Genomic DNA, 14280 nt, shown 5'->3' with positions numbered 1-14280 from the left:
GATGACGGCCAGGCACACGCGATCGGCTCGACAACCACCGGTTCGAGTGTTTCCAAAAAAAGCCAGCAGGTAGTGACAGGCTCCTGAAAGGGCCGGGCCCTTTCAGGAGACAAGGTTAGTCAGGAATCAGGACTTTTTATCGTCAGCCGCTTTGTCGGTCGGGTTGGCGATCAGGGCCTTGAGCTCGTCGCTCATCGGGAACATCAGGTTCAGGCCTTTTGGTGGAATCGGCGACTGGAACCATTTGTCGTAGATCTTGTTGATCTCGCCCGACTTGTAGGTCGCGATGATGGCGTCGTCCACGGCCTTCTTGAACGGTGCGTCGCCCTTGCGGACCATGCAGCCGTAGATTTCGTAGGATTGCGCGGTACCGGTCACGGCCCAGTCGGTCGGTTTGCGGGCCTTGGCCATTTCACCGGCCAGTAGCGCGTCGTCCATCATGAAGGCCACGGCGCGGCCGCCTTCGAGCATGTTGAAGGACTCGCCGTGGTCCTTGGCGGAGATCACGTTCATGCCCATCTGCTTGTCGGCGTTCATCGCCTTGAGGATGCGCTCGGACGTGGTGCCGGCGGTGGTCACGACGTTCTTGCCCTTCAGGTCGGCGAAGTCCTTGTAAGGCGAATCCTTCTTGGACAGCAGACGGGTGCCGATCTCGAAGATGCCGACGGAGAAGTCGACCTGCTGCTGACGCTCGACGTTGTTAGTGGTGGAACCGCACTCGACGTCCACGGTGCCGTTCTGCACCAGCGGGATACGGGTCTGCGAGGTAACCAGGTTGTATTTGACCTTGAGATCCGGCATGTCGAGGTCTTTCTTCAGGGCTTCGACGATTTTCAGCTGGATGTCGTGGGAGTAGCCGACTGGAACGCCGGATGCATCCGCGATGTAGGAGAACGGAATGGAAGCGTCGCGATGTCCGAGGGTGATGGTGCCGGAGTCTTTGATTTTCTTCAGCGTGCCGGTGAGTTCGGCGGCGACCACTGGAGTGCTAATCAGAGCAGCAGCAATGGCTGCGCCCAACAGATGGGGAACGATGCGCATCAATATTTCCTCGACATTTGTTTTTTTTATGAAGCCAGTTCGACGGCTCTTTTATACAGCGAATGCCTTGACGGCTCCTGATGTGTGTTGGCCCATCAGGCATTCGTCGGAGAGTGTAGAGCATGAGTCGTGCCAGGCCAGCTGATCCGTATCAAGACCTTGATTTAGAAGGCTATTAAATATTTATGGCGGATATTGTCGGCGGTCTTTATCCGGTTATCCGAATCGACCCGAAAGTCGCGTTCGGAAAACCGAATGCCCAGCAGGGCGGGCTCATTCCCCTGTAGGAGCGAGGCTTGCCCGCGAACCAGGCGCTGCGGTGTAGCTGTTGGATCGCGTTATGGTTCATCGCGGGCAAGCCTCGCTCCTACAAAAGCGGTAGGCATGAAAAAGCCCCCGGGCCATGTGGCGTGGGGGCTTCTTTATAGGAGGGGCGATCAGGCGGCTTCGATCTTCGCCCGGTTCTGTTCGACCTTCTGCAGGTAGTGCTGCAGTTTTTCCTGCTCGGCCGGAGTCGTGAACAGACCCAGCTTGCTGCGGCGCCACAGGATGTCCTGGGCATTGATCGCCCATTCTTCGCTGCACAGGTAATCGACTTCACGGGTGTACAGGCCGCCACCCAGGTGTTCGCCCAGGTCGCTCAGGCTGTGCACGCCTTCCAGCAGGCGCCAGGTACGGCTGCCGTAGCTGGTGGCCCAGCGGCGGGCGATTTCGCTGGGCACCCAGTCGAACTTCTGGCGAATCGCTTCGGCCAGTGCCTGTGGCGTGGTCATGTCTTCGCCGCCGGGCAGGGTCGAGTGCGCGGTCCAGCTCGGCTTGATGCCCTTGAAGAATGGCGTCAGCTGGGCCATGGCCGATTCGGCCAGCTTGCGGTAGGTGGTCAGCTTGCCGCCGAACACCGACAGCAGTGGCGCTTCGTCGGCATTGCCGGACAGCGCCAGGGTGTAGTCGCGGGTCACGGCCGACGGGTTGTCGGACTCGTCGTTGCACAGCGGGCGCACGCCGGAGTAGGTGTGCACGATGTCCTGGCGGCTCAGCTGTTTCTTGAAGTGGGCGTTGACCACTTTCAGGATGTAGTCGGTTTCGCCTTCGGTAATCGCCACCTTCGCCGGATCGCCGGTGTACTCGCGGTCGGTGGTGCCGATCAGGGTGAAGTGGTTCAGGTACGGAATGGTGAAGACGATGCGCTGGTCTTCGTTCTGCAGGATGTGCGCATGTTCGCCTTCGTACAGCTTCGGCACGATCAGGTGGCTGCCCTGGATCAGGCGGATGCCGTAAGGCGAATCCAGCTTCAGGTCGTCCTTGATGAACTTGGCGACCCATGGGCCGGCGGCGTTCACCAGGGCCTTGGCTTGAATCGAGAACAGGCTGCCGTCGGCGCGCTCCAGGTGCAGGTGCCACATGCCCTTGCTGCGGCGGGCGCTGATGCAACGGGTCTGGGTGCGCACATGGGCGCCTTTTTCCCGGGCGGCCATGGCGTTCAACACCACCAGGCGAGCATCGTCGACCCAGCAGTCGGAGTATTCGAAGCCTTTGGTGATCTCGGCTTTCAACGGGCTGTCGGGCCCGAACTTGAGGCTCTTGGAGCCGGCGAGTTTTTCCCGCTTGCCCAGGTGGTCATAAAGGAACAGGCCGGCACGGATCATCCACGCCGGGCGCAGGTGCGGGCGGTGCGGCAGGACGAAACGCATGGGCTTGACGATATGCGGGGCCTTGGCCAGCAGCACTTCGCGTTCGGCCAGGGCTTCGCGCACCAGACGGAATTCGTAATGTTCGAGGTAGCGCAGGCCACCGTGGATCAGCTTGCTGCTGGCCGAGGAGGTATGGCTGGCCAGGTCGTCTTTTTCGCAAAGGAACACGGACAGGCCACGCCCGGCGGCATCGGCGGCGATGCCGACACCATTGATCCCACCGCCGATCACGGCAATGTCATAAATCTCGGCGAGAGGGGGCGCGGGCAAGGTGGAAGTGGGCATCGGCTGGCCTCGTGTTCTTTTGATATTTGAAATCGAACATGAATGTTCATTTGCGAAAATGGTAGCGCAGAAACACGCCGACAGCCAGTGGACTTCGATTGAAAAAACTCATCGAAAGGCGGGCAAAGGAAAATTTACGAACATTGTCGGACGCAAGGCGTCCGCGGTTTGCGGGCGGGGGGGGATCTGTAGCCGCTGCCGAAGGCTGCTATCGCGCCCGAAGGGGGCGCAGGATCTCCAGTTCGCTGAAGGTCTTCGGCCTTATCGCCTGCGGCAGCGGCTACACGGGGAGGGGGTCAGACGACTTCCAGGCGAATCTTGTGCTGCTGCAGCAACTGGGTCAGCGCCGGAACCGGCTGCTGGTCGGTGACCAGGCAATCGATCAGGCTGATGGGGCCGAGGCGGATCATGGCATTGCGCCCGAACTTGCTGGAGTCGGCGGCCAGGATCACCTGGCGGGCATTGGCGATGATCGCCTGGGAAACCCGCACTTCCTGGTAGTCGAAGTCCAGCAGGCTGCCGTCTTCGTCGATGCCGCTGATGCCGACCAGGGCGAAGTCGACCTTGAACTGGTTGATGAAATCGACGCTGGCCTGGCCGACCACGCCGCCATCGCGACGCACATTGCCGCCGGTCAGCAGCACGTCGAAGTCGTCCTTGGCGCTGAGCATGGAGGCCACGTGCAGGTTGTTGGTGATGATCTTCAGGTGGCTGTGATTGAGCAGCGCCCGGGCAATGGATTCGGTGGTGGTACCGATGTTGATGAACAGCGAGGCGTGATCGGGGATCTGCGCGGCGATGGCTTCGCCGATGCGTTGTTTCTCATCGCGCATCTGATCGGCGCGCATCGCGTAGGCGGTGTTTTCGACACTGGAGTCGTAGGCTGCGCCGCCATGGTAGCGACGCAACAGGTTCACTTCCGCCAACTGGTTGATATCGCGGCGGATGGTTTGCGGTGTAACGACGAACAGCTGGGCCATCTCCTCGATGCTGACATAGCCGCGTTCGCGGACCAGCTCGAGGATTTGCTGCTGACGGGGAGGCAGATTCATGGGGCTTCCTTTGGGCTGCCATGCAAAATTTGCCCATGATGCCGCAGGAATCCGCTCCCGACCAGTTACAACCCGATACGAATCCGCGACTTGGCTTATTCAGCGCCTTCGTGCGGTTCCCAGTCGCGGGTGCGGCTGACGGCTTTTTTCCAGCCGGCGTAGAGCTTTTCTTTCTCGGTTTCGGCCAGTTGTGGTTCGAACTCACGCTCGATCACGGCCTTGCCGCGCAGCTCTTCCAGGCTGCCCCAGAAACCGCAGGCCAGGCCAGCCAGGTAGGCCGCGCCCAGGGCCGTGGTTTCGCGCATTTGCGGGCGCTCGACCTGGGTGCCGAGGATGTCGGCCTGGAACTGCATGAGGAAGTTGTTGGCTACCGCGCCGCCATCCACGCGCAGGGCCTTGAGGCGTTCGCCGGAGTCCTGTTGCATGGCGTCGAGGACGTCGCGGGTCTGGTAGGCGATCGATTCCAGCGCGGCGCGGATGATGTGGTCCACACGCACGCCGCGGGTCAGGCCGAACAGCGCGCCACGGGCGTAGGGGTCCCAGTACGGAGCGCCCAGGCCGGTGAAGGCCGGGACCAGGTACACGCCGTTGCTGTCCTTGACCTTGTTGGCGAAGTATTCGGTGTCGTGGGCGTCGTTGATGATCTTCAGCTCGTCACGCAGCCATTGCACGGTGGAGCCACCGTTGAACACCGCGCCTTCCAGGGCGTAAGCCACTTCGCCGCGAGGGCCGCAGGCGATGGTGGTGAGCATGCCGTGCTTGGACTTGACCGCCTTGTCGCCGGTGTTCATCAGCAGGAAGCAGCCGGTGCCATAGGTGTTCTTCGCCTGGCCCGGCTCGACGCACATCTGGCCGAACAGCGCAGCCTGCTGGTCGCCGGCGATGCCGCCGATGGCGATGCCGCTTTTGGTACGGCCGTAGATTTCCGAGGAGGACTTCACTTCCGGCAGCATTTCCCGCGGGATATCCAGTACTTCCAGCATCTTCGCATCCCACTCCAGGGTGTGGATGTTGAAGAGCATGGTGCGCGAGGCGTTGGTGTAGTCGGTGACGTGGGTCTTGCCGCCGGTGAATTTCCAGATCAGCCAGCTGTCGATGGTGCCGAACAGCAGTTCGCCGTTGCGCGCGCGTTCGCGGCTGCCTTCGACGTTGTCGAGGATCCACTTCAGTTTGGTGCCGGAGAAGTACGGGTCGGTGACCAGGCCGGTGGTGTCGCGGATGTACTCTTCCAGGCCGTCACGCTTGAGCTGCTGGCAGATCTCGGTGCTGCGGCGGCATTGCCAGACGATGGCGTTGTAGATCGGCCGGCCGGTGGTCTTGTCCCAGACCACGGTGGTTTCGCGCTGGTTGGTGATGCCGATGGCGGCTACCTGGTCGTGATGCAGGCCGGCTTGCGCCAGGGCCTCGACCATCACCGCGCTCTGGGTGGCGAAGATTTCCATCGGGTCGTGTTCGACCCAGCCGGCTTGCGGGTAATGCTGGACGAATTCGCGCTGGGCGGTGCACACGACGTTGGCGTCGCGATCGAAAATGATCGCGCGGGAGCTGGTCGTACCCTGATCGAGGGCAATGATGTAGTTCTTATTCTGAATGTCGGTCATGTCGATTGCCTTGGACAAAAATAAGGAAGTGGGCAAGAGGCGCAGGTCGGGGTTGGGCAGGACCTTGCGCCACCGGTTTCAAGAAGTTCTTACTTTGCCGTCAATGGCTTTTTCGGCATCCGTTGGAGCAGGGGCGACGGTTGGCAGGTGACGGGCAATCAGCCCGCGGTAAGCCACGGCACCGAGGCAGGCACCGACAATCGGCGCAAAGATCGGAACCAGGAAGTACGGAATATCGCGGCCGCCGGTGAAGGAAACCTCGCCCCAACCCATGAAGAATGTCATCAGTTTAGGGCCAAAATCCCGCGCCGGGTTCATCGCGAAACCGGTCAGCGGCCCCATGGCGCTGCCGATCACGGCAATCAGCAGGCCAATCAGCAGCGGCGCCATCGGGCCGCGTGGCAAGCCGTTGTTGTCGTCGGTCAGGGACATGATCACGCCCATCAGGATCGCGGTAATCACCACTTCGACCAGGAACGCCTGGGCGGTGGACAGCGCCGGGTTGGGAAAGGTGGAGAACACCGACGCCAGCTCGAGGCTGGCCTGGGAGCCGCGGACCATCTGGTGGGCTTGTTCGTAATCGAAGAACAGGTTGCTGTACAGCGTGTAGACCAGCAGCGCCGCGCAGAAGGCGCCGGCGATCTGGGAGAAGATGTAGAACGGCAGTTTGCGCTTCTCGAAGTCGGCAAAGATGCATAGCGCGATGCTGACCGCGGGGTTGAGGTGCGCGCCGGAAACACCGGCGGTGAGGTAGATCGCCATGCTCACGCCGATCCCCCAGATGATGCTGATTTCCCATAGGCCAAAGCTGGCACCCGCGACCTTGAGCGCGGCGACGCAACCGGTGCCGAAGAAGATCAACAAGGCTGTACCCAGGAATTCGGCCATGCACTGGCCGGAGAGCGACGGTTGTTGTAACGCAGTTGTCATGGAAAACCTCGGTTTTTGTTGTTGTCTGGCGCTGGCGTAAAGGGCGCCGAGCGCGATTTTCACCGTCGGCAGGATCCCCATCCTGGGCGCGGCTTACTGCTGGGTACGGCTGTTGGATCTAGCACATGATATTCGCAAACGAAAAAATATAGACAAGAAACATTACTGTCAAAGGTCGAAAGTGAACCACTGGTCATTTTATAACTATCAGTTGTGTGAATGATCTTGCGGGAAGCGCGTGGGTTTTGCGCAAAAGGCGCGGCCAGCCTGGTGCCGGCGGCTGCCTGGGCTGGGGGATGGGCCTTGGAATAGAGCCTTTTGCGGGCGGATATCCTAGAATCGCCGGTACTGTTTCTGTTGTTTTCCCTGCCTATGGAGTTGCCATGACCCCTGCACTGGATCTGCTGAAAAAAGTTCGCGCCGAACATCGGGTGCACAGTTATGAACACGACCCGAAGGCTGCCTCCTATGGTCTGGAGGCAGCGGAAAAGCTCGGCCTCGACCCGGCGCAGGTGTTCAAGACGCTGTTGGCCAGCAGTGAAAAGGGCGAATTGCTGGTGGCTGTGGTGCCGGTCGTCGGAAGTCTCGACCTCAAGGCCCTGGCACACGCCGCTGGGGTGAAAAAAGCCGAGATGGCCGACCCGGCTGCCGCGCAACGAGCGACCGGTTACCTGCTGGGCGGGATCAGCCCGCTGGGGCAGAAAAAGCGCTTGCGCACCTTTATCGACAACAGTGCGCAACCCTTTGCCAGCATCTTCGTCAGCGCCGGTCGGCGCGGGCTTGAGGTCGAACTTGCGGCTGCCGTGCTGGCTGAACACACCCAGGCGACCTTCGCTGATATCGGTCGCGACTGATTCGGCGCGCAGCCTGAGGTTTCAGTATTTGTCTGGAAGGGGAGAGATGAGGGGGTATAACGGCACAGGAGCCGGCGAACCGGCTCCTGTGGGAGGTCACTGGGCGCTGCTGTAGCGGCGAACGCCCGATTCGGCCTGTGGCAGCTGCGCCGCGGTGCTGCCGGAGGCCTGGAACAGCACCAGGTGTTCGGCGGCGACGCGGATTCCCACGTCAGCGCCAACCAGGTGATCGGCGTGGCTCGGGAAGATCGATTCCAGCTGGCTGCCGGTCGGCAGTTGCAGGCGGTACAGGGTCGAGGCACCCTGGAAGCTCTTGCCGACGATCCGTGCCTTGAGGGCGCTGTCCGGTGCATAAACGATGTCGTCCGGGCGTAGCAGCACATCCACCGCGCCGCCGGGCGGCCAGGTGTAGGCACGGTTGCCGCGCAGTACACCGAGCTCGGTCTGCACCGATTCCGGGCTGTCCAGCTGGCCACGGATGAAATAGCCCTGGCCGATAAAGCTTGCCACGAACGGCGTCAGCGGTTCGTGATAGAGGTTGTACGGCGTGTCCCATTGCTCCAGGCGGCCTTCCTTGAACACCCCGACGTGATCGCTGACGGCGAAGGCTTCTTCCTGGTCGTGGGTCACCAGGATCGCGCTGGTGCCCCGCGCCTTGAGGATGTCGCGCACTTCGTGGCTGAGCTTGCGCCGCAGTTCGCCATCGAGGTTGGAGAAGGGTTCGTCGAGCAGCAGCAACTGCGGTTCCGGCGCCAGTGCCCGGGCCAGTGCGACGCGCTGCTGCTGGCCACCGGACAGCTCGTGGGGGAAGCGCTTGCCGAGGTTCTTCAGGTTGACCAGTTCCAGCAGCTCCTCGACCACCCGGTTCTTTTGCGGGTGCTTGCGGATGCCGAAGGCAATGTTGTCCGCCACGCTCAGGTGCGGGAACAGGGCGTAGTCCTGGAACACCATGCCGATCCGGCGGCGCTCCGGCGCCAGGGTGAAGCCGGCGCTGGAGATGGTTTCGCCGGCCAGCTGGATTTCACCTTCGTGCACCGGTTCGAAACCGGCAATCGCGCGCAGGGTGGTGGTCTTGCCGCAGCCGGAGGAACCGAGCAGGCAACCGATATCGCCGGCGTTGAGGTGCAGGTTGAGGTTCTGCACGACCCGTTGGTCCTGGTAGCCGCAAGCGAGATTGCGCAGGTTAAGCAGTAATGGCTGGCTCATGCGTGGTGGTACGCCGGCTCGACCAGAAACTCGAGCAGGGCCTTTTGTGCGTGGAGACGGTTTTCTGCCTGATCCCACGCCACGGAGCGCGGATCGTCCAGCAGGTCGAGGCTGATTTCTTCGCCACGGTGAGCGGGCAGGCAGTGCATGAACAGTACGTCTTCGGCGGCCAGGTCGAGCAGTGCGCGATTGACCTGGAACGGCGCGAACAGCTTGAGGCGCAGGGCGGTTTCTTCTTCCTGGCCCATGGAGGTCCAGACATCGGTGCTCACCAGGTGGGCGCCGATCACCGCGTCTTTCGGATCGCGCACGATGCTCACCCGGTCGCCGGCCCGGGCGACGAATTCAGGGTTGGGGTCGTAGCCTTCGGGGCAGGCGATGCGCAGTTGGAAGTCGAACTGGATCGCCGCTTCTATATAGCTGTTGCACATGTTGTTGCCGTCGCCGATCCAGGCCACGGTCTTGCCCTGGATCGAGCCGCGGTGTTCGAGGAAGGTTTGCATGTCGGCCAGCAACTGGCACGGGTGCAGGTCGTCGGACAGGCCGTTGATCACCGGTACGCGGGAGTTGGCCGCAAACTCGGTCAGGGTGCTGTGGGCAAAGGTACGGATCATCACCGCGTCGAGCATGCGCGACATGACGATGGCGCAGTCGCTGATCGGCTCGCCGCGACCCAGTTGGGTGTCGCGCGGGGACAGGAAGATTGCCTGGCCGCCGAGCTGGATCATGCCGGCTTCGAAGGAAAGGCGGGTGCGGGTAGACGACTTCTCGAAAATCATCCCGAGAACGCGGTTTTTCAGGGGCTCGAAGAGTACGCCGCGGTTACGCAGGTCCTTCAGCTCGATGCCTCGACGAATCACGCTGACCAGCTCTTCGGGCGTGCAATCCATCAGGGAGAGAAAGTGCCTTGCGCTCATCATTAACTACCTTTTTGCAACAGACCGCAGATACTCAAAGCCTTGTTTTATCGAGAAACGGGCGAGACCTGCGGCGAAAGCCGCACGGGGCGACGAAATAGGGGAAGGCGCGATCTTATAATTAAATGTCGCGTCTTACCAATAGCAGGCTTGGTTTCTAAGGCTTTCACCACTTGCGGCGAGTGGTCTGGGCCAAAAAAAGTGGGCCATTCGTGACGTTTACAGCCTGTTCAGATCGGTCCGGTCCGATGTGGCGTCAATCCACTTTGCGTAGGTCCGGAGCGGCATTTGTACACTGCGCCTCGGCCGCTTTGCAACGCGCCTCGTGGCGCATGCCGCTATCAGGCATATGGCTGGCGCGGGCTGGGTTTTTCTCTGCTCGGCTCTTGGGTACTTTGAGCGTGGCAGGAAATGGGAAGGATCGCGGCAGGGATATCGGCCAGAAACATTTCCTAAGACAAAGTGCTGGGGTTATAAATGCGCACCGGCAACAGGGAAGTGCTTGGAATGGACTCGAAAGAACAGCAACTGAAAACATTGTTGGGGTTGACGACGCGAACCCTGACCGACCTGACGGCATCGATCACCTCGATGTCCTTCGAGTTGCTGCGCAGCGAGGACAGCACCACGCGCAACGCCGCGCGGCAGATGATCGATCGCATGATGACCATCAGCAGCAATCTCGATGAGCACTGGCGGCTGCTCGCCGAATTCAGCGGGATGCAGGGCAGCGAGGCACCGATGGACGGCATGACGCCGATCGCCCGACAGGACGACCCTCCGAGGCTGCCCTCCAACTGAGCCATCGGCTGGCTTGATGCTTGCCGATTCACAAGATGAAGGTCCCTGGCGCTGATGCCGGTCTGGCACCATAGTTTTGTTCCCGCGGCCTGACGCTGGCCGCCCCGAATAAAATAGAGACTGGCCATGACCAAGACTCTCCATCACCGTGCCTGCCACCTGTGTGAAGCCATCTGCGGCTTGACCATCGAAACCACCGAAGTCGACGGCGCCGGCCCGCAGATTACCTCGATCAAGGGCGACGCCCAGGACAGCTTCAGCCGCGGCCACATCTGCCCCAAGGCGGTGGCGCTGCAGGACATCCAGAACGACCCGGATCGGCTGCGGCAGCCCATGCGCAGGGTCGGCAGCGATTGGCAGGCGATTGGGTGGGACGAGGCCTTCAACCTGGTGGCCGAGCGCCTGGCGGCGATCCAGGAGCGGCACGGCAATAATGCGGTGGCGGTCTATCAGGGTAATCCCAGCGTGCACAACTATGGGTTGATGACCCACAGCAACTATTTCCTCGGCCTGCTGAAAACCCAGAGCCGCTTTTCCGCCACCTCGGTGGACCAGTTGCCGCAGCACCTGAGCAGCTACCTGATGTACGGCCACGGGCTGTTGCTGCCGATCCCGGATATCGATAACACCGATTTCATGCTGATCCTGGGCGGTAATCCGCTGGCGTCCAACGGCAGCATCATGACCGTGCCGGATGTGGAGAAGCGCCTGAAGGCGATCCAGGGGCGCGGCGGCAAAGTGGTGGTGGTCGACCCGCGGCGCAGCGAGACGGCGGCCATGGCCGACCAGCATGTGTTTGTCCGTCCCGGCGGGGATGTGGCGCTGCTGTTCGGCATGCTGCAGACGATCTTCGCGGAGGGGCTGACGCGCGACAGCCATCTGCTGGTGGATGGCCTGGCCGAGGTGCGTGAGGCCATTTCCCGCTTCAGCGCCGAAGCCATGAGCCCTTTGTGTTCGGTGCCAGCGCAGCAGATCCGCCAGTTGGCGCGGGACTTTGCCGCGGCGGACAGGGCGGTGTGTTATGGCCGGATGGGCGTGTCCACCCAGTCGTTCGGCACCCTCTGTCATTGGCTGGTGCAGTTGCTCAACCTGGTGACCGGCAACTTGGATCGGGTCGGCGGCGCCCTGTGCACCGAGCCGGCGGTGGATCTGGTGGCGGCGACTTCGGGTGGGCACTTCAATGCCTGGCAAAGCCGGGTTTCCGGACGCCCCGAATATGGCGGCGAACTGCCGGTCTCGGCCTTGGCCGAAGAGATGCTCACCGAAGGGGACGGGCAGGTGCGAGCTCTGATCACCGTGGCTGGCAATCCGGTGCTGTCGACCCCCAACGGACGGCAACTGGAGCAGGCGCTGGATGGCCTGGAGTTCATGGTCAGCATCGATCTGTACATTAACGAAACCACCCATTATGCGGACCTGATCCTGCCATCGACCTCGGCCCTGGAGAACGATCACTACGACACCACGTTCAATATGTTCGCGGTGCGTAATATCAGCCGCTTCAACCGGGCGATCCTGCCCAAACCGGAAGGCGCGCTGCATGACTGGGAAATCTTCGTCGGCCTGGCCAGGGCCTTTGCCGCGCGGACCGGCAAGGAGCTCAAGCCGACCGTGCCGCCGGCGCAGATGATCGACAGGGGGCTGCGGGCGGGGCGGTATAGCGAGGCGTCCGGGTTCAATCTGTCGGTGGCGACGCTGGCCGATCATCCCCATGGGATCGATCTGGGGCCGCTCAAGCCCAATCTGGCGGCACGCCTGAAAACCGAGAGCCGCCGGGTACAGGCCGCTCCCGCACCGATCATGGCGGACCTCCAGCGCTTTGCCGCGTTGCAGGCTCCGGCGGCCGATGAACTGGTGATGATCGGCCGGCGCCATGTGCGCAGCAATAATTCGTGGATGCACAACTACCATCGGTTGGTGAAGGGCAAGCCCCGGCACCAGTTGCTGATGAATCCCGATGATCTGGCCCAGCGGGGGCTGGCTGACGGGCAGCGCGTGCGGGTCAGTTCACGGGTCGGGGCGATCGAGGTGGAAGTCCTGGCCAGCAGCGAGATGATGCCCGGGGTGGTCAGCCTGCCCCATGGCTGGGGACATGGTCGGCCGGGCGTGCAGATGAGTATCGCGATGGCGCAACCGGGGTCGAGTGCCAATGACTTGACCGACGAGCGTCAGCTGGACGAGTTATCGGGCAATGCGGCGCTCAATGGCGTGCCGGTGAAGGTCGAGGCGGCCTGAGGAGTTTGTCGGAGAGGCCGAGCATGGCGCTCGGCTTTCCGTTACAATGCGCCACCGTGTCGACAACAGAGTCGGAAAGTTCAGCCGAGGTGCTCCATGGATATCATCGAAACTATTAAAGAGCAGATTGCCAACAACACCATTCTGCTTTACATGAAAGGCTCGCCGAATGCCCCGCAGTGTGGCTTCTCCGCGAAAGCCGCTCAGGCCGTGATGGGTTGTGGTGAGAAGTTCGCTTACGTGGACATCCTGCAGAACCCGGAAATTCGCGCCAACCTGCCTAAATACGCCAACTGGCCGACTTTCCCGCAACTGTGGGTAGCCGGTGAACTGGTCGGCGGCAGCGACATCATGGCTGAGATGTTTGCCAATGGTGAGTTGCAGACCCTGATCAAGGCCGCCGCTGAAAAAGCTGCTGCCAAGACCGAAGCCTGATTTGCCCCTCGGCAGGAGCGACACCTTCGCTCCTGCCGGTCGTGTGGATGTGTCCACGCAATAAAAAGCCCCGCCCTCGTGAGAGAGGCGGGGCTTTTTTATGGGCTGAACGTTGAGAAGAGTTACTCGTCGCCCATCTGCGATTGCAGGTAGTTTTCCAGGCCGACTTTATCGATCAGGCCCAGTTGGGTTTCCAGCCAGTCGATATGTTCTTCTTCCGATTCCAGGATGTCTTCCAGCAGCTCGCGGCTACCGAAGTCGCCAACCGATTCGCAATGGGCGATGGCGGCTTTCAGGTCAGCATGGCCGGTACGCTCGATGCGCAGGTCGCACTCGAGCATTTCCTTGGTGTGTTCACCGATGTGCAGTTTGCCCAGGTCCTGGACGTTTGGCAGGCCTTCGAGGAAGAGGATGCGCTTGATCAGCTTGTCCGCATGCTTCATCTCGTCGATGGACTCGTGGTATTCGTGCTTGCCCAGCTTGTTCAGGCCCCAGTCTTCGTACATGCGTGCGTGCAGGAAGTACTGATTGATCGCGACCAGTTCATTGGCAAGGATCTTGTTGAGATGCTGGATGACTGTGATGTCGCCTTTCATGATGGGGTCCTGCCCTGTAATTAGCGGTATATAAGGCAGAGTCTGAGCCGCACGATGATTAGTGTCAAACCTAAGTTATTGAATAATATATGAAAATTAATCGGAATAAGAATGTTTGTGTTCCGCGTTTTGACGCTAAGCGATTGAATTACAGACATAAAAAAGCCGGACATGAAGTCCGGCTCTTTTAAATGGCGTTAATTACGCAGCATTAAATTCTACTGGGTAAGGAATCGCTGGCTGGCTGCTTTGCAACTCGGTCAGGGTTTCACGTACCACCTGCTTGGCGAGGCAGGCACATTTGCCACATTGACTGGCAACGCCGGTCGCTTGGCGTACTTCACGATAGCTGCAGCAACCGTCGTAGATTGCATCGCGGATTTGTCCGTCGGTGACGCCAGTGCAGAGGCAGACATACATAAGGTGAGAACCGTCGCTGGTTATGGCTCAATGCGACGGATCTTAATGTTAACGAGAATGATTGTCAAAGTGGTTTCCTGGGGCTTTTTGCCAGATTCGTGTCTGGCAGACGAACGGTTTTTTCTACCACGGGTGACGAGTTGTCCAGCAGGGCGGCTTTTTTGCGGCCTGAGCCCGGAGGATGGAAAAACCACTAAGGACAGCTCAAAAACGCGG

Annotated in this window: 13 protein-coding genes; 4 read left to right on the top strand and 9 right to left on the bottom strand. The window is 60.9% G+C overall.

Features of this window, described 5'->3' with window-relative positions; genetic code table 11:
* Positions 1-126: 126 nt before the first annotated feature.
* The 5 genes from C4K38_RS25505 to C4K38_RS25480 all read right to left on the bottom strand — a co-directional run bounded on the left by C4K38_RS25505 (position 127) and on the right by C4K38_RS25480 (position 6600).
* A complete protein-coding gene (locus tag C4K38_RS25505; protein WP_025806014.1) occupies positions 127-1041 on the bottom strand; it encodes a glutamate/aspartate ABC transporter substrate-binding protein in 915 nt (304 codons plus the stop codon).
* A gap of 437 nt (positions 1042-1478) precedes the next feature.
* Positions 1479-3017, bottom strand: coding sequence for a glycerol-3-phosphate dehydrogenase (gene glpD / locus C4K38_RS25500; RefSeq protein ID WP_053280681.1), 1539 nt, complete (start codon positions 3015-3017; stop codon positions 1479-1481).
* Positions 3018-3313: 296 nt separating this feature from the next.
* Positions 3314-4069, bottom strand: coding sequence for a DeoR/GlpR family transcriptional regulator (locus C4K38_RS25490; protein ID WP_007922413.1), 756 nt, complete (start codon positions 4067-4069; stop codon positions 3314-3316).
* A 95-nt stretch (positions 4070-4164) separates the two neighbouring features.
* Positions 4165-5670 carry a glycerol kinase GlpK gene (glpK, locus tag C4K38_RS25485; RefSeq protein ID WP_053280680.1) on the bottom strand — a complete coding sequence of 502 codons (1506 nt, stop codon included), beginning with the start codon at positions 5668-5670 and terminating at the stop codon, positions 4165-4167.
* A gap of 78 nt (positions 5671-5748) precedes the next feature.
* Entirely contained in the window at positions 5749-6600 is an 852-nt protein-coding gene (locus C4K38_RS25480) for an MIP/aquaporin family protein (protein WP_025806008.1), read from the bottom strand.
* A 383-nt stretch (positions 6601-6983) separates the two neighbouring features.
* Between C4K38_RS25480 and ybaK the strand changes: the two genes are divergently transcribed.
* The gene (gene ybaK, locus C4K38_RS25475; RefSeq protein ID WP_016703437.1) at positions 6984-7454 is read left to right on the top strand and encodes a Cys-tRNA(Pro) deacylase; all 471 of its coding nucleotides are present in this window, start codon (positions 6984-6986) and stop codon (positions 7452-7454) included.
* A gap of 96 nt (positions 7455-7550) precedes the next feature.
* Here ybaK and C4K38_RS25470 read toward each other — a convergent pair whose 3' ends face one another.
* Together C4K38_RS25470 and argF are read right to left on the bottom strand one after the other, a co-directional pair.
* Entirely contained in the window at positions 7551-8660 is a 1110-nt protein-coding gene (locus tag C4K38_RS25470) for an ABC transporter ATP-binding protein (protein WP_025806007.1), read from the bottom strand.
* On the bottom strand, positions 8657-9577 hold the full coding sequence (gene argF / locus C4K38_RS25465) for an ornithine carbamoyltransferase (protein WP_025806006.1): 921 nt from the start codon (positions 9575-9577) through the stop codon (positions 8657-8659). The genes C4K38_RS25470 and argF overlap by 4 nt, the downstream gene beginning before the upstream one ends.
* A gap of 507 nt (positions 9578-10084) precedes the next feature.
* On the opposite strand from argF, the gene C4K38_RS25460 reads away from it, so the two are divergent.
* From C4K38_RS25460 to grxD, 3 genes are all read left to right on the top strand, one after another.
* A complete protein-coding gene (locus C4K38_RS25460; RefSeq protein ID WP_053280679.1) occupies positions 10085-10378 on the top strand; it encodes a PlzR type 4 pili assembly inhibitor in 294 nt (97 codons plus the stop codon).
* Positions 10379-10504: 126 nt separating this feature from the next.
* The gene (locus tag C4K38_RS25455) at positions 10505-12613 is read left to right on the top strand and encodes a molybdopterin oxidoreductase family protein (RefSeq protein WP_053280678.1); all 2109 of its coding nucleotides are present in this window, start codon (positions 10505-10507) and stop codon (positions 12611-12613) included.
* Positions 12614-12709: 96 nt separating this feature from the next.
* The gene (gene grxD / locus C4K38_RS25450; protein WP_007922425.1) at positions 12710-13048 is read left to right on the top strand and encodes a Grx4 family monothiol glutaredoxin; all 339 of its coding nucleotides are present in this window, start codon (positions 12710-12712) and stop codon (positions 13046-13048) included.
* A gap of 122 nt (positions 13049-13170) precedes the next feature.
* On the opposite strand, the gene bfr is transcribed toward grxD, so the two are convergent.
* Together bfr and C4K38_RS25440 are read right to left on the bottom strand one after the other, a co-directional pair.
* Entirely contained in the window at positions 13171-13644 is a 474-nt protein-coding gene (gene bfr / locus C4K38_RS25445) for a bacterioferritin (RefSeq protein ID WP_009050554.1), read from the bottom strand.
* A gap of 201 nt (positions 13645-13845) precedes the next feature.
* On the bottom strand, positions 13846-14064 hold the full coding sequence (locus C4K38_RS25440) for a bacterioferritin-associated ferredoxin (RefSeq protein WP_081001588.1): 219 nt from the start codon (positions 14062-14064) through the stop codon (positions 13846-13848).
* Between the last annotated feature and the right edge of the window lie 216 nt (positions 14065-14280).

Origin of the sequence: Pseudomonas chlororaphis subsp. piscium (assembly GCF_003850345.1) — a bacterium.
GTDB lineage: Bacteria > Pseudomonadota > Gammaproteobacteria > Pseudomonadales > Pseudomonadaceae > Aquipseudomonas > Aquipseudomonas piscium.
This window is presented reverse-complemented; position numbering and strand designations above follow the sequence as displayed.

Bases quoted from the DNA above. Each gene is read 5' to 3' on its own strand.
- grxD (WP_007922425.1), top strand. From the start codon at position 12,710: ATGGATATCATCGAAACTATTAAAGAGCAGATTGCCAACAACACCATT.
- bfr (WP_009050554.1), bottom strand. From the start codon at position 13,644: ATGAAAGGCGACATCACAGTCATCCAGCATCTCAACAAGATCCTTGCC.
- glpD (WP_053280681.1), bottom strand. From the start codon at position 3,017: ATGCCCACTTCCACCTTGCCCGCGCCCCCTCTCGCCGAGATTTATGAC.
- C4K38_RS25470 (WP_025806007.1), bottom strand. From the start codon at position 8,660: ATGAGCCAGCCATTACTGCTTAACCTGCGCAATCTCGCTTGCGGCTAC.
- C4K38_RS25460 (WP_053280679.1), top strand. From the start codon at position 10,085: ATGGACTCGAAAGAACAGCAACTGAAAACATTGTTGGGGTTGACGACG.
- C4K38_RS25480 (WP_025806008.1), bottom strand. From the start codon at position 6,600: ATGACAACTGCGTTACAACAACCGTCGCTCTCCGGCCAGTGCATGGCC.
- argF (WP_025806006.1), bottom strand. From the start codon at position 9,577: ATGAGCGCAAGGCACTTTCTCTCCCTGATGGATTGCACGCCCGAAGAG.
- C4K38_RS25490 (WP_007922413.1), bottom strand. From the start codon at position 4,069: ATGAATCTGCCTCCCCGTCAGCAGCAAATCCTCGAGCTGGTCCGCGAA.
- ybaK (WP_016703437.1), top strand. From the start codon at position 6,984: ATGACCCCTGCACTGGATCTGCTGAAAAAAGTTCGCGCCGAACATCGG.
- C4K38_RS25455 (WP_053280678.1), top strand. From the start codon at position 10,505: ATGACCAAGACTCTCCATCACCGTGCCTGCCACCTGTGTGAAGCCATC.
- C4K38_RS25440 (WP_081001588.1), bottom strand. From the start codon at position 14,064: ATGTATGTCTGCCTCTGCACTGGCGTCACCGACGGACAAATCCGCGAT.
- C4K38_RS25505 (WP_025806014.1), bottom strand. From the start codon at position 1,041: ATGCGCATCGTTCCCCATCTGTTGGGCGCAGCCATTGCTGCTGCTCTG.
- glpK (WP_053280680.1), bottom strand. From the start codon at position 5,670: ATGACCGACATTCAGAATAAGAACTACATCATTGCCCTCGATCAGGGT.